Source organism: Acidovorax sp. GW101-3H11 (assembly GCF_001633105.1).
GTDB lineage: Bacteria > Pseudomonadota > Gammaproteobacteria > Burkholderiales > Burkholderiaceae_C > Acidovorax.
Window position 1 is genome coordinate 98,224 of sequence record NZ_LUKZ01000031.1, and the last position, 14,662, is coordinate 112,885.

The following is a 14,662-nucleotide window of genomic DNA, read 5'->3' on the forward strand; positions in this document are numbered from 1 at the left end:
CTTGCTTGGCTGCCCTGGCGTTGGGGCGCGCCAGTTTCGTAGGCTGCGGGTGAAGCGCAGCGCAGTGGAGAATGGAAATGACGGACAGTGAAGCGTTGATAAAAAACTCAATCAAAACAGCCTCCTGCGCGCGACCATATTGCCTTTATAGCTATAAATTTAATAGCAAACAAATGACGCCGTGCCTGGGACCATCCCCACAACCATGACCCTGCGCCAAACCCTCCACGCCCTGCCCCGCGACGCTCGCGACACGCTGTTCCTGCTGTGTGTGATCGCCTGGGTGATCGCGCCGCAGGTCAACGTGTTGCCTGTCTGGGCCTGCCTGCTGGCGGGCGGCTTGCTGCTGTGGCGCGGCTGGCTGGCCTGGAAGGGGCGGCCCCTGCCCACCCGCTGGGTGCTGGCCATCCCGCTGATCCTGGCCGTGGGTGGCACGCTGTACACCCACCGCACCATCCTGGGCCGCGATGCGGGCGTGACGCTGATCGTGATGCTGCTGGCGCTCAAGATGCTGGAGCTGCGCGCCCGGCGCGATGCGATGGTGGTGTTCTTCCTGGGCTTCTTCACGATGCTCAGCAACTTCTTCTTCTCGCAGTCGCTGTTCACCGCCGCTGCCATGCTGGTGGCGCTGCTCGGGCTGCTGGCGGCCGTGGTCAACGCACACATGCCGGTGGGGCGGCCGCCGCTGACGCAAACGCTGCGCACGGCGGGCACCATGGCGCTGCTGGGCGCGCCCATCATGGCGGCGCTGTTCATGCTGTTCCCGCGCATGGCGCCGCTGTGGGGCATGCCCAGCGACACCATGGCAGGGCGCAGCGGGCTCTCAGGCGTCATGAAGGTGGGCAACATCGCCGAGCTGGCGCTGGATGACAGCGTGGCCATGCGCGTGCGTTTCGACACCCCCAACGGCGCGCCACCGCCACAGAGCGATCTGTACTTTCGCGGGCCGGTGTTTGGCGCCTTCGACGGCGTCGAATGGCACCCGCTGGGCGCGCGCAGCGGCGACATGCTGCAGTCGAGCCCCAGCACCCTGGCCAACCTGCAGGTGCGCGGCGAGCCCGTGCGCTACGAAGTGACCCTGGAAGCCCACCAGCGCCCCTGGCTGCTGCTGCTGGATGCCGCTGCGACCAAGCCCGCCATCTCGGGCATGGACACGCTCATGACGCAGGACCTGCAGTGGCTCACCAACCGCCCCATCACCGCCGTGGTGCGCTACAAGGCCGAGAGCCACCCCGATTTCAGCCACGGCCCCAGCGCGCCCACCCCCAGCCTGCGCGCCTACACCGAGCTGCCCGCAAGCTTCAACCCCCGCACGCTGGCGCTGGCCCAGCAGATGCGCAATGACCCGCAGATCGCCCCCAACCCCGCCCAGAACAACGCCGAAGCCCTGGTTAACGCCGCGCTGGCGCGCCTGCGCACCGGCGGCTACACCTACACGCTGGAGCCCGGCGTGTACGGCCAGCACACGGCCGACGAGTTCTGGTTTGACCGCAAGGAAGGCTTTTGCGAGCACATCGCCTCCTCTTTTGTGGTGCTGATGCGCGCGCTGGACATCCCGGCCCGCATCGTCACCGGCTACCAGGGCGGCGACCGCAACCCCGTGGACGGCCTGTGGACGCTGCGCCAGGCCGACGCCCACGCCTGGGCCGAGGTCTGGCTGGCCGGGCGCGGCTGGGTGCGGGTGGACCCGACGGGCGCCGTGGCCCCCGGGCGCACCGGCGCGTTCGAGCGGCTGCGTGCGCCGCAGGGTGCGCTGGCTGCTGCCATGGGCACGGTGCTCAGCCCCGGCCTGGCGCAGAGCCTGCGCGCAGTGTGGGAGGCCGTCAACAACAGCTGGAACCAGTGGGTGCTCGACTACACCCAAAGCCGCCAGCTCGACCTGCTCAAGGCTCTGGGCTTTGAAGCCCCCAGCTGGCAGGACCTGACCATGGTGCTGGGTTTCCTGATCATTTTTGCAGCCCTGGCTGGCATGGCCTGGAGCCTGTGGGAGCGCAGCCAGCACGACCCCTGGCTGCGCCTGCTGGCCCGCGCGCGCCAGCGCCTGGCCCGCGCCGGACTGGTGCTGCCGCCCACCCTGCCCCCCCGCGCCATGGCCGAGCGGGTACAGGCACAATTCGGCGCCCCGGCGGCCGCGGTGGCCGACTGGCTGCTGCGCCTGGAACGCCTGCGCTACGCCCCCCAGCCCGATACCGAATGGAGCCACCTGCGGCGCGAGTTCAACACCTTGCCCTGGCCCCCCGCATCCAAACACTGACCCCGGACATGCCGAAGACCCACCGACCGATTGCCCTCATTGCTACGTTATTAATAGCTACTTGCGCAATACCAGCGGGCGCAAAGCCCGAAAAAACATCAAAAACCACCAGTACCAGACAGCCTGCTGTGCTCTACGCCTCGCGCCCCGAGGCCCTGCAGTTTGCCGACGACCTGGCCGCGCGCCGCGACCTGGACCGCGAATGGGTGCGTCAGGCGATTGGCCAGGCGCATTTCCTGCCCCAGGTGCCCAAGCTCATGCTGCCGCCCGCCAAGGGCACGGCCAAGAACTGGCGCGTGTACCGCAGCCGCTTTGTGGAACCCATCCGCATCCGCGCCGGTGTGCGCTTCTGGCAGCAGAACCAGGCGGCGCTGGAGCGCGCCGAGCGCGAGTACGGCGTGCCCGCCGAAACCATCGTGGGCATCATCGGCGTGGAGACCATCTACGGCCAGCAGATGGGCAACTTCCGTGTGATGGACGCACTGGCCACGCTGGCCTTCGACTTCCCTGCGGCCCACCCGCGCGCCAAGGAGCGCACCGAATTCTTCCGCCGCGAGCTGGAGCAGTTTTTGAGCTTCACCAACCGCAGCAACACCGACCCCTTCGAGCCGCGCGGCAGCTACGCCGGGGCCATGGGCCTGGGCCAGTTCATGCCATCGAGCTGGGTGCGCTACGCCATCGACTTCGACGGCGACGGCCGCGTGGACCTGTTCAACAGCCCGGCCGACGCCATCGGCTCGGTGGCCAACTACTTCCGGGGCCACGGCTGGACACCGGGCATGCCCACACACTTTGGCGTGCAGTTCGACAACGCACGCCTGCAGCTGGACGACCTGCTCGCCCCTGACATCCTGCCCACCTTCAGCGCGGCCAGCATGCTGGCCAAGGGCGCTGTGCTGGATGCCCAGGGCGCGCAGCACACCGGCCCGCTGGCGCTGGTGGAGCTGCAGAACGGCAGCGACGCGCCCAGCTACGTGGCGGGCACCGAAAACTTCTACGCCATCACCCGCTACAACTGGTCCAGCTACTACGCGATGGCGGTGATCGAGCTGGGGCGCGAGGTGGCCGCCGCACGCGGCACACCGTGATCGGGCGCCTCCACGGCCTGCGCCGGTGACCAGCCGAGCGCGGGCGCGATGTAGCGCGCGGTGTCGCTCAGGATCTGGGCGTACTCCTCGCCCGTGAAGTCGTACGGTAGCTCCAGCCGCAGTTCCTGCACGCTCGGCACGATGGGGTCCTGGCGCAGGCTCTCCAGAATCTCATCGGACGTGCCCACCAGATCGCGCGCGAACAGCGTGCGGCGATCGCCCTGTGGCCCCAGCGTGCGCGGCAGCCGCAGCGCCGCCCAGGCACGGTAGTGGGCCCGCGTGGCGGCGTCCGCGCTGTCCAGCGGCACGATGACCCGCCCCAGCGCCACGCGCGGGGCATGGGGCGCCGACCAGCTCGCGTGGAACAGGTCCAGCTGGCTGCGCTGCGCCTCGAAGAAATCGTTAGTCTGCTCGCCCCGGTTGAGGTTGCCGATCAGCAAGTGGTAGCCCTGCGCACCCGCCCACTGCGCCGATTTCAACGAGCCGCCGCCATACCACAGACGCTCCACCAGCCCGGTCGCATGGGGCTGCACACGCGGACGGTGGCGGCCTGCAGGCGACTCCACGACAAAGTCGTCATCGCCAAAAAAATCACCCCGCAGGTTGCTGCGCAGGCGTTCCACGCGCGCATGCGAAAAGTCGATGTCCTGCGCATCGCCATCGAACAGGCGCCCACCCAGCAGCGGCCCATACGGCGGCGCACCCGCGCTCAGCCCCACCAGCAGCCGCCCGCGCGCGAGCACATCCACCGTCGCCAGGTCTTCCGCCAGCCGGAAGGGGTTCTCATACCCCATCTGGATCACCGCCGTGCCCAGCGCGATGCGCCGCGTGCGCTGCGTGGCGGCGGCCAGCAGCGTGGTGGCGGACGAGACCGCCCGCTCCAGATGCCGCTGGCGCACCCACGCGCCCTGGTAGCCCAGGGCTTCCCCCTGCTCGAACAGGCGCAAGGTGTCTTCGAGGCCCTGGAACGGACTGTCCTCGGCATAGTTGCCGGGCGTCAGAAATGCGAGATGCGCAATGGCCATGGTCAGAACTTCGGCAGTCCAGGGGGGTTGGTCTCGGACTTGGGCAAGGCCTCTTCCAGCTGGCTCCAGCGCTGCAGCGCCTGCGTGTACTTGCCGCTCTTGATGAGCCCGTTGGTCGCCAGCGTGAGCGCGTCGGCCAGGCCCGAACCCTTGCGCGTGGTGATGGCCACGTCGGACTTGAGCGGCCAGCCCGCGTTCACCGTGCCCACGAGCTTGATCTTGCCGTCCTTGGCCGCGTGGTAGGCCTGCGGCGCGTTGGGGTTGAAGTTGGCATCGGCCCGGCCTGACACCACGCCCAGCAGCCGCGCAGCGTCGTCGTCGAAGTACACCGCTTCCACGGGTTTGAGGCCTGCAGCGATGTTCTGCTTGTTCCACTCCAGCAGGATGCGCTCCTGGTTGGTGCCCGAGCCGGTGATGACCTTGAGCCCGGCAATGTCCTTGGGCTCCTTGATGGACGTGATCTTGCTGTCGGCGCGCACGTAGAAACCGTGCAGCCCCAGGCGGTAGGTAGAGAAGTCGTACTTCTCCTTGCGCAGCTCCGTCACGCCCACGTTGGAGATCACCGCGTCGTACTTGCCCGAGGAGAGGCCCAGCGGCCAGTCGGCCCAGGCAATCGGCAGCAGCTCCAACTTGAGGCCCAGTGCATCGGCAATGAGCTGCGCGTAGTCCGGATCGAAGCCCACCACGGTCTTGGCATCGCTCGCGTAGGTGGCGATGGGCGGCGCGAAGGGGGCGATGGCCACGGTGAACACGCCCTCCTTCACAAACTTGAAGTTCTTCGGGATCGCCTGGATGGCAGCGGCGTCCTTCTCGGCGCGGACGCGGCCTTTCTGCTCGGGGCTGAAATCGAACGCGGCGGCAGCGCTGGCAACGGTCCATTCGCAGGACAGCGCACATGCCGAGGCCAGGGCCACGAGGCGGCGGCGCGACAGGGAAGATAGGGAATGGAGAGTCATGGAAGGTCCTTGAACGCTGCAGGCTTACTTCTTGGGCAGGCCGGGTGGGTTGGTGCGCGCGACCTGGATCGCCTCGGACTGCAGGTTCCAGCGCTCGAGCGCCTTGGCATAGTTGCCGTTCTTGATCTGCGCGTTCAGCGCCGCGGTGACGGCTTCCGCAATGCCCGAGCCCTTGCGCGAGGTCACGGCAATCTCGGCCGCCTGCGGCCAGCCGCCCGAGAAGGTGCCCACCAGTTTGGTCTTGCCGTCGCGTGCGTTGTGCGCGGCAATGCCGTTGGGTGCCAGGTACGCGTCGGCGCGGCCCGAGGCCAGGGCCAGGTACAGCACCACATCGTCGTCGTAGTACTGGATGTCCACGGGCTTCAAGCCCGCCGCGATGTTCTGCTGGTTCCAGCGCAGCAGGATCTGCTCCTGGTTGGTGCTTGCGCCCACCACCACCTTCAGGCCGGCGACGTCCTTGGGTTCCTTGATCGCCGTGATCTTGCTGTCGGCCTTCACGTACACGCCCAGCTGGTCGTTGCGGTAGGTGGAGAAGTCGAACTTCTCCTTGCGTTCCTCGGTCACGGTGACGTTGGAGATCACCACGTCGAACTTGCCGGACTGCAGGCCCAGCGGCCAGTCGGCCCAGGCCACGGACACCAGCTCCAGCTTGCGGCCCAAGCTGTCGGCCACCAGCTGCGCGATGTCGGGCGCGTTGCCCACGGGCGTCTTGTTGTCGGTGGCATAGGCCCCAAACGGCAGGCGGCCTGTGGTGGTGCCCACGGTGAACACGCCCTCCTTGGCGAACTTGAAGTCCTTGGCGACGAGCTTGATCGCTTCGTCCACCTTTTGCGAGCGTGGGCGCCCGGGCTGCTCGGGGCTCAGGTCGATGGCCTGCGCGGAGGCGTGAATGGGCGCGAGGGCTGCGATGGAGGCAGCGGCCAGCGCCAGGGCGGCCAGGGTCTTGTTCAGAAGGGTCATGGATGGGCTCCGGGATAAAAAAGGGTTGTGGGATGGTTGAGAAGGAAAAAACTGCTTCGCCCACGCTGCCGCCAGGCCTGGGCACAGGCCTGCCACAGCGGTGCGAGAGAGAGGTCTAGGGATCCTCTGCACGAATCGAGCGGTAAGTGGGCACTGCGGATCGGGATGGGCTGCTAGGCGCAAAACGCAGCAATAGCCGTAGCTATTGCGAGTATTTGCAACGCCGCAGACCGCCCGAGACCGCTGATGCACACGGCGCGGTGATTCGTGCAGAGGGTCCCTAGAGCACCTTGGCCAGGAAGGCCGCCGTGCGCGGGTGATCGGGCTGGCTGAACACCTTGGCGGGCGTGCCGGTCTCCACCACCCGGCCTTGCTCCATGAACACCACGGTGTCGGCCACCTCGCGGGCAAAGCCGATCTCATGCGTCACGATGACCAGCGTGGTGCCGGTGCGTGCCAGCTCCTTGATGACGTCGAGCACTTCGCCCACCAGCTCGGGGTCGAGCGCCGAGGTGGGCTCGTCGAACAACAGCACCTTGGGCTTGAGCGCCAGCGCCCGGGCAATCGCCACACGCTGCTGCTGCCCACCCGAAAGCTGCCGGGGGTAGCTGTGCGCCTTGTCCGACAGGCCGACGCGGGCCAGCAGCTCCAGCGCCAGGGCCTCCGCCTCTGCACGCGCCAGCTTGCGCACGGTGACCGGCGCTTCGACGATGTTCTCCAGCACCGTGAGGTGCGGGAACAGGTTGAAGTTCTGGAACACCATGCCCACGTCCACACGGCGCTTGAGGATGTCGTTTTCGCCCAGCTCATAGAGCGCGTCTGCATCCTGGCGGTAGCCGATCAACTCGCCGTCGATGGCGATGAAGCCGCCGTCCACGCGCTCCAGGTGGTTGATGGAACGCAGCAGCGTGGACTTGCCCGAGCCCGACGGGCCGAGGATCACCGTCACGCTGCCGGGCAACACGGTCAGCGTCACGTCCTTCAAGACCTCCAGCGCACCATAGCGTTTGGAAACACCGTGGATGGTGACCTCGCCGCCCCGGTTGAGTGCGCCTGTCCAGCGGGGAACGGCCACAGGCGCAGGCGCTGCCGGCACCACAGGGCCCGGCGCCACAACGGCCCGCCGCGCAGGCCACAGCCGGGCCGCGACAGCGCTGAAGATAGAGGGCGGCGGGCTGCGCAGCGCACCCTTGGAGAAATGGCGCTCGATGTAGTACTGCAGCAGCGACAGCACCGTGAGGATCACGAGGTACCACACGGTGGCCACCATCAAGAGCGGGATCACCTCCAGGTTGCGGCGGTAGATGATCTGGATGGTGTAGAACAGCTCGGGCAGGGCCAGGATGTACACGTTGGACGTGCCCTTGGCCAGGCCGATGATGTCGTTGAAGCCTGCGGGCAGGATGGAGCGCATGGCCTGCGGCAACACGATGCGAAACGCCTGGCGGCGGCGCGGCAGGCCCAGCGCGGCCGCCGCTTCGAGCTGCCCCTGGTCCACCGACAGGATGCCGCCGCGCACGATCTCCGATGCGAAGGCCGCCTGGTTCAGCGTGAGCCCGATCAGCGCCGCCACGAAGGGGCTGATGAGCTGCGTGGTGGGGTACGAGAAGAACGTCCAGTCGGTGAACGGCAGGCCCACGCTCACGGTCTCGTACAGGTAGCCCAGGTTGTTGATGATGAGCAGCAGCACGATCACCGGGATGGACCGGAAGATCCAGATGAAGGTCCACGACAGCCCTGCCAGCAGCGGCGAACGCGACACCCGGGCCAGCGCCAGCGCCGTGCCCAGCGTGAAGCCGAACAAGGCCCCCAGCGCCGTGAGCAGCAGGGTGCGGCCCAGGCCCACCAGCACGGGCTCCGAAAAGAAATACTCCCCGAACACCCCCCAGCCCCAGCGCGGGTTGGTCAGCACCGAATACAGCACCAGCGCAATGACAACAGTGGCAAACACGGTGCCCACGGCCCGCGCCCGGTGCCGCGCGGGCACGACCCGGTAGTGCGAGTAGTCGCCCTTGGCGGGCGCGGGCGATGGTGTTGCAGGGGGCGCACTGGGCGCGTGGCTGCCAACAGGTGTAGCAGGTGCAGCGGGATGCACTGGGCCTCGTGGCAGGCCTCCAGCGGCATCCAGGGTGGTGGTTGTGGACATGGTGAGAACTTGTGGGGAGTGATCGATCAACAGCGGGCGGAATCAGGCAGCGCGGGCCAGCGCGGCCACCCGCAGCCACTTCTCGAACGGCAGGTGCCGGTAGGTCTCGTGCGGCAGCGAGGTATCGAACAAAGCGGTGTAGCCGTGGCGCAGGTACAGCCCCACGGCCTCGGGCTGGCGAAAGCCGGTGGTGAGGTACAGCCGCGCATAGCCCTGGCGCAGCGCCTGGTCCTCCAGCTCCTGCAGCACGCGGGCCGCCAGGCCCTGGCGGCGCTGGGCCGAGTGGGTCCACACGCGTTTGAGTTCGGCCGTGTCGGGGTCGTCGTGGCGCTTGAAGGCGCCGCCGCCAATGGCCTGCCCATCGCGCAGCAGGAGCACGAAGTTGCCGCCTTGCGCGGGCGAAAACAGCTCGGGCGCGTATTTGTCCATCTCGCGCGGGCCGCCGTCCTGCTGGTAGAACTCGCCGTAGCGGCTCTCGTACTCCTGCGAAAGCTCGTCGATCAGGGGCCGTGCCAGCGGGTCCAAAGGCGTGGTGTAGATGAATCTGTCGCTCATGGTGGGCTCCGGGTCAGGCCAAAAACCGCTCGGCCAGGCGCACCCAGTAGGTGGCCGAGGGCGCGAGGATGGCGTCGTTGAAGTCGTAGTAAGGGCTGTGCAGCGATGCACCATCGCCATTGCCCACAAACACATAGCTGCCAGGTCGTTTGAGCAGCATGAAAGCGAAGTCCTCGCTGGCCGTGCGCGGACGAAAGCCCGCATCGACGCGTGCATCGCCGAAGGTGTCCCGCGCCACACTGCGCGCCAGTTCCGTCTCGGCTTCGTGGTTCAGCACGGCGGGGTAGCCCGGCAGGTACAGCACCTCGGCGGTCGCGCCAAAGCTTTCGGCCTGCGCGCGGGCAATGGCGGGAATGCGCTGTTTGAGGATCTCGCGCACCTCCGGCTTGAAGGCGCGCGCAGTGAGCTTGAGCTCCACACTCTCGGGCACCACATTGGGCGCATTGCCACCGTGGATGGAGCCCACCGTGACCACGCCCATGTCCAGCGGGTCCACGTTGCGCGACACCACCGTCTGCAGTGCGGTGATGATGTGGGCGCTGGCCACCACCGGGTCCACCGTCTCGTGCGGTGCGGCGCCGTGGCCGCCCTTGCCGCGCACGGTGATGGTGATCTGGTCCACCGAGGCCATGGCCGGACCGGTCACGCAGCCAAAGTGCCCCTCGCCCACGCAGGGCCAGTTGTGCAGCCCGAACACGGCATCGCACGGAAAGCGCTCGAACAGGCCCTCGCCGATCATGCGGTTCGCACCGCCGCCATGCTCCTCGGCAGGCTGGAAGATCAGGTTCAACGTGCCGTCAAAGCGGCCCGACTCCGCCAGGAAACGTGCGGCCGCCAGCAGCACCGTGGTGTGCCCGTCATGCCCGCAGGCGTGCATCACCCCGGCGTTGCGGCTGGCATAGGGCAGGCCCGTGGCCTCGGTGATAGGCAGTGCGTCCATGTCGGCACGGATGCCCAGGGCCTTGCTGCCCTGCCCTTTGCGCAGCGTGCCCACAACCCCGGTGCCCGCAATGCCTGTGGTGACGGAATAGCCCCAGTGCGCCAGGCGCTCGGCCACAATGGCCGAGGTCCGGTGCTCCTGGAACGACAGCTCGGGGTGCTCATGCAGGTCGCGGCGCAATGCCTTGAACTCGTGGATGAAGGCGGCAATGCCTGCTTCCACACGCTCCACATCCTGCTTCGGCGCGGCGGGCAACACAGCCCCCATCACGCCACCTTCCGGGCCGGTGCCAGTGCAGCACCTGCATCGGCCTGCGCGTAGCGGCTGGCCTTGCGCGGCAACCCAAGGTGGTCGCGCAAGGTGCTGCCCGGCAGCGTGCGCTGGTAGCGGCCCCGCGCCTCCAGTACGGGGATCACGTGGGTGATGAAGTCATCCAGCCCCTGCGACAGCACCGGGAAGCCCAGGATGAAGCCATCGGCCGCGCCTTCGTCCACCCAGCGGATGATCTCGTCGGCCACGCGTGCGCCGGTGCCCACGAACTGCGAGCGCGGCGTGGCTGCCTCCAGCGCCACCTGGCGCAGGGTCAGGCCGCGCGCCTTCGCATCGGCCTTGATGCGGTCGGTGGTGGAGCGAAAGCTGTTGCGCCCGATCTCGCCCAGCTCGGGGAAAGGCTCGTCCAGCGGGTACTGGCTGAAGTCGTGGTGGTCGAAGTAGCGGCCCAGGTAGGCCAGCGCTTCATCGACCGAGAGCAGCTCGCGGATGGCTTGGTATTTGGCCTCGGCCTCTTCCTGCGTGGCCCCGACCACGGGCCCGATGCCCGGGAAAATTTTCACGTCGTCGGCCTGGCGGCCGTGCACTACAGCGCTGGCCTTGACCTTGCGCAGAAAGCTGCGCGTTTCCTCGACCGACGGCGAGTGGGTAAACACCGCATCGGCGTACTTGCCCGCCAGGCCAATGCCTGCGTCCGAAGAGCCCGCCTGAAAAATCACCGGCTGGCCCTGGGGGGAGCGGCCGATGTTCAGCGGCCCCGCCACCTGGAAGAAACGCCCCTTGTGGTTCAGCGTGTGCAGCTTGTCGCGGTCAAAGAACTGGCCGGTCTCGCGGTTGCGCACCAAGGCATCGTCGTCCCAGCTGTCCCACAGGCCCTGCGTCACCTGCAGGTATTCGTCGGCGATCTCGTAGCGCAGCGCATGGTCGGGGTGGTTGCGGCTGTAGTTGGTGGCCGTGCCCTCCAGCGGCGTGGTTACCACGTTCCAGCCTGCGCGCCCCTGGCTGATGAGGTCCAGCGATGCAAATTGCCGGGCGACGGTGAAGGGCTCGCTGTAAGAGGTGGAGATGGTGCCCGCCAGGCCGATCTTGGACGTCGCCACGGCCAGCGCCGACAGGATGGAGATGGGCTCGAAGCGGTTCAGGAAGTGCGGGATGGACTTCTCGTTGATGAACAACCCGTCGGCCACAAAGGCAAAAGCAATGCCATTGGCTTCGGCCTTCTTCGTGGTCTCGATGTAGAAGCCCAGGTTGACGCTTGCGTCCGCCGGGCCCGCAGGGTGTTTCCACGAATTCATGTGGCCACCCGCGCCGTGCAGCATGACGCCAAAGCGGATGGGAGACTTGTTGTTGTTGTTGTGGTGGTGGCTCATGGTTTTTTCTCCAGGGGATGTGTGGGGAGCAAGCTCAGGCTTCGGCCATGGCGTAGGCGCTGGCCAGCAGTTCGACGGAGGCCAGCCGCTCGGCAAAACCCGTGACGGGCGTATCGATCACAAACTCCTCAATGCCGTAGCGCGCGCTGAGCGCATCGAGCTGTTGGCGCACATGCTCGGGCGATCCCGCAATCACATGGGGGCGGGTCTCTTCCAGCCGGTAGTCCACTACGCCCGCCTGGCGCGCAAACTCCGCTGCGGCCTGGGCGCTGGGCAGGTTGACGCTTTGCCCCGTGGAGAGGTGCAGCTTGAACACGCGCAAGGCACCCACCAGGCTTTCGGCCTGCGCCTGCGTGGGGGCCACCAGGGCATACAGCGCCAGCGATGGCGACCGCCCCGAAGCCTCGCGGTACACGCGCACCGTGCGCTCGATGTTCACCGGGTCGCCGTTGAAATGGCCCGCGTAGGTAAAGTGCCAGCCATGGCGCGCGGCCAGCGCGGCGCTGTCGGGGCTGCCGCCGAGCAGATGGCGCTCGGGCAGGCTCGGTGGGCTGGGGAAGGCGATGGCACCGGCCAGCGCATGCTCCGGGTCCAGCGTGTTGTGCAGGAAGGCATCCAGCTCCGCAAAGCGCACATCGAAGCCTGAAACCGGGGACTTGTCGTGCAGGGCCTGCAGCGCCCGGGTGGCCAGTGGCAAACCGCCAGGGGCCTTGCCCACGCCCAGGTCCACCCGGCCCGGCGCGAGCGAGGCCAGCACCTTGAAGGCCTCGGCCACCTTGAAGGGGCTGTAGTGCTGCAACATCACGCCGCCGGAGCCGATGCGGATGCGCGAGGTGCGCGCCAGCAGATGTGCCACCAGCACTTCGGGGGCCGAACCGGCCAGGCCCGGGTTGCCATGGTGCTCGGCCACCCAGAAGCGGCGATAGCCCAGTTGTTCTGCGCGCTGGGCCAGCGCTACGGTGCGCTGCAGCGCCTCGGCCGCCGTGGCCCCTTCAGGGATGGGACTTTTGTCGAGCAGGGAAAGGGCGTAGGACACGGTGGGAGCAGCAATTTGCGCATGAGTGATCAATGCGACAAATTCTGTGGCCCGGGGGCCTGCACCGGTTGCGCTAACTTTTCATATCGATATGCGGCGCGCGCTGCGCCGCATACCGCCCACGCCGTGGGTCAGGGCCGCTGCATTGTGCAGCTGTGGGGTTGCTGGGCCTTGGCGGCAGGGATCTGCCGCACTACGCGGAAGCCGTAGCCCGAGCCTTCCACGTCGAACTTCACGCCCGGCGCACCCTTCTTGTCCATCACGCCCACCACCAGCGCCTGCTGGAACTGGTGGTCTGCCGCGCGCATGGTGCCGCCCTGGCCGGAGAGCTGCACATTGGCGCTCTCCATCTGCCGCGCGATGGCCACGACATCAGTGCTGCCTGCACGCTCGATGGACTGGGCGAGCGCCTCGACCATGAGCTGCATGCGCATGTGCACATAGTCGTCCTGCGGCTTGGGGAAGCGGGTGCGGAAGGACTGGTAGAACGCCTCGCTCTGCGCGCCCGGCACATTGGGCAGCCAGTCGGCCACGGCCACCACCTTGCCGATGCCTGCGTCGCCAATGGCGGCGGGCGCGCCGAGTGCATTGCCGTAGAAGGTGTAGAAGCTGCCTTCGTAGCCCACCTCGCGCGCGGCCTTGACCAGCAGGGTCAGGTCATTGCCCCAGTTACCGGTGACCACGGCCTGGGCACCGCTGGTCTTGATCTTCACGGCGTAGGGCGCGAAGTCCTTCACACGGCCGATGGGGTGCAGCTCTTCACCCACCACGGCCACGTCGGGGCGCTGCGCGGCGAGCTGCTTCTTGGCCTCACGCAGCACGGCCTGGCCGAAGCTGTAATCCTGGCCGATGAGGTACACGCTCTTGAGGCTTTTGTCCTCGCGCATCACGTCCATCAGCGCCGCCATGCGCATGTCGGCATGGGCGTCAAAACGGAAGTGCCAGAAGCTGCATTTCTCGTTGGTGAGGATGGGGTCCACCGCCGAGTAGTTGAGGAACAGCACGCGCTTGTTCGGCTCACGCTCGTTGTGCTTGTTGATGGCCTCGATCAGCACCGCTGCCGTGGCGGACGAATTGCCCTGCAGGATGACCTGCGCGCCATCGTCAATGGCAGCGCGCAAGGCCGACAGCGCCTCTTCGTTCTGGCCTTTGCTGTCGTAGCGCTCCAGGGCCAGGGGGCGGGGGCCGCCGCTGCTGGCAGGCAGCTGCACACCACCGCGCGCGTTCACACGCTCCATGGCCCAGTACACGTTGCGGTACACCGCCTCGCCGGTGTTGGAGAACGCGCCCGACAGGCTTTCGATGAGCGCCACCTTGACGGGCTTGGCCTGGGCCACCGCAGCGGCTGGCGCCGGGGCCTGTGCCCAGCTGGCGGACACAGGGGCCACGGCGCCCGCCACCACCATGGCAGTGGCCCAAACAGTGTGACGTAATGCTGCTGCGCCCGATTTCAAGCCCACGGCTTGCAATTTATTCATGCCACTTTTTCCCTTGAAAAGCGACGCGGGCGTACACAACTCCTTGGCATGCGGCGACCACGTCGAGAGCCGCGCAGTTTATAGGAGTTACCCATGATCTTCGCCCCTGTGATCCGCCGCGCCGCCTACGCCCAGGCCCCCCGTTCCGCCGACCTCGCGCTGCAGCGTTTTCTGATGGGCGCGCTGGCAGAGCCCACCACAGCCCCTTCGGCCGGTTGCACCGTGACGCAGGACGACAAGGCCACCACGCTGCAGCTGGATGTGCCCGGCCTGGCCCGTGAACAGCTGCAAATCAGCATCGAAGGCAATGTGGTGCGCCTGCAGAGTGTGGAAGGCGCCCCGCGCCAGGTGCAGCGCGCCTGGGAGCTGGCGGCCGACATCGATGCCGCCCAGAGCAGCGCCAAGCTGGAAAACGGCGTGCTGACGCTGACCCTTGCCAAGGTGGAACCTGCCAGCAAAGCCACCACGCTCACGATCCAGTAACTACCAGATTGATAGCAAAAAAGGCCCGTACCACGCGCGGTAGGGGCCTTTTTCTTTGCTAAGACGACCCCGTGGACCAGGCTCGCTTATGCCGCAGCGCA

Annotated in this window: 12 protein-coding genes; 3 read left to right on the forward strand and 9 right to left on the reverse strand. The window is 67.3% G+C overall.

The window, feature by feature from the left end; all coding sequences use genetic code 11:
- Positions 1 to 205 precede the first annotated feature (205 nt).
- Together A1D30_RS22075 and mltB are read left to right on the forward strand one after the other, a co-directional pair.
- A complete protein-coding gene (locus A1D30_RS22075) occupies positions 206 to 2,254 on the forward strand; it encodes a DUF3488 and transglutaminase-like domain-containing protein (RefSeq protein WP_063462877.1) in 2,049 nt (682 codons plus the stop codon).
- 8 nt (positions 2,255 to 2,262) lie between these two features.
- Entirely contained in the window at positions 2,263 to 3,342 is a 1,080-nt protein-coding gene (gene mltB, locus A1D30_RS22080) for a lytic murein transglycosylase B (RefSeq protein ID WP_063462878.1), read from the forward strand.
- On the opposite strand, the gene A1D30_RS22085 is transcribed toward mltB, so the two are convergent.
- The 9 genes from A1D30_RS22085 to A1D30_RS22130 all read right to left on the reverse strand — a co-directional run bounded on the left by A1D30_RS22085 (position 3,282) and on the right by A1D30_RS22130 (position 14,078).
- Positions 3,282 to 4,367, reverse strand: a complete 1,086-nt coding sequence (locus A1D30_RS22085; protein WP_063462879.1) for an LLM class flavin-dependent oxidoreductase — start codon at positions 4,365 to 4,367, stop codon at positions 3,282 to 3,284. The genes mltB and A1D30_RS22085 overlap by 61 nt on opposite strands.
- 2 nt (positions 4,368 to 4,369) lie before the next feature.
- Complete coding sequence (locus tag A1D30_RS22090) at positions 4,370 to 5,323, reverse strand: ABC transporter substrate-binding protein (protein WP_063462880.1); 954 nt, start codon at positions 5,321 to 5,323, stop codon at positions 4,370 to 4,372.
- A 24-nt stretch (positions 5,324 to 5,347) separates the two neighbouring features.
- Positions 5,348 to 6,283, reverse strand: a complete 936-nt coding sequence (locus tag A1D30_RS22095) for an ABC transporter substrate-binding protein (RefSeq protein ID WP_063462881.1) — start codon at positions 6,281 to 6,283, stop codon at positions 5,348 to 5,350.
- Positions 6,284 to 6,563: 280 nt separating this feature from the next.
- Complete coding sequence (locus A1D30_RS26670; protein WP_082836582.1) at positions 6,564 to 8,429, reverse strand: amino acid ABC transporter permease/ATP-binding protein; 1,866 nt, start codon at positions 8,427 to 8,429, stop codon at positions 6,564 to 6,566.
- A gap of 42 nt (positions 8,430 to 8,471) precedes the next feature.
- Positions 8,472 to 8,984 carry a GNAT family N-acetyltransferase gene (locus tag A1D30_RS22110; RefSeq protein WP_063462882.1) on the reverse strand — a complete coding sequence of 171 codons (513 nt, stop codon included), beginning with the start codon at positions 8,982 to 8,984 and terminating at the stop codon, positions 8,472 to 8,474.
- 13 nt (positions 8,985 to 8,997) lie between these two features.
- Positions 8,998 to 10,191 carry a M20 aminoacylase family protein gene (locus tag A1D30_RS22115; RefSeq protein WP_063462883.1) on the reverse strand — a complete coding sequence of 398 codons (1,194 nt, stop codon included), beginning with the start codon at positions 10,189 to 10,191 and terminating at the stop codon, positions 8,998 to 9,000.
- Positions 10,191 to 11,564 carry an LLM class flavin-dependent oxidoreductase gene (locus A1D30_RS22120; RefSeq protein WP_063462884.1) on the reverse strand — a complete coding sequence of 458 codons (1,374 nt, stop codon included), beginning with the start codon at positions 11,562 to 11,564 and terminating at the stop codon, positions 10,191 to 10,193. Before A1D30_RS22120 ends, A1D30_RS22115 begins: the two co-directional genes overlap by 1 nt.
- 34 nt (positions 11,565 to 11,598) lie before the next feature.
- Positions 11,599 to 12,600, reverse strand: coding sequence for an LLM class flavin-dependent oxidoreductase (locus A1D30_RS22125; RefSeq protein WP_063462946.1), 1,002 nt, complete (start codon positions 12,598 to 12,600; stop codon positions 11,599 to 11,601).
- Positions 12,601 to 12,731: 131 nt separating this feature from the next.
- A complete protein-coding gene (locus A1D30_RS22130) occupies positions 12,732 to 14,078 on the reverse strand; it encodes a branched-chain amino acid ABC transporter substrate-binding protein (RefSeq protein WP_063462885.1) in 1,347 nt (448 codons plus the stop codon).
- A 93-nt stretch (positions 14,079 to 14,171) separates the two neighbouring features.
- On the opposite strand from A1D30_RS22130, the gene A1D30_RS22135 reads away from it, so the two are divergent.
- Positions 14,172 to 14,561, forward strand: a complete 390-nt coding sequence (locus tag A1D30_RS22135; RefSeq protein ID WP_063462886.1) for an Hsp20/alpha crystallin family protein — start codon at positions 14,172 to 14,174, stop codon at positions 14,559 to 14,561.
- Positions 14,562 to 14,662: the final 101 nt, after the last annotated feature.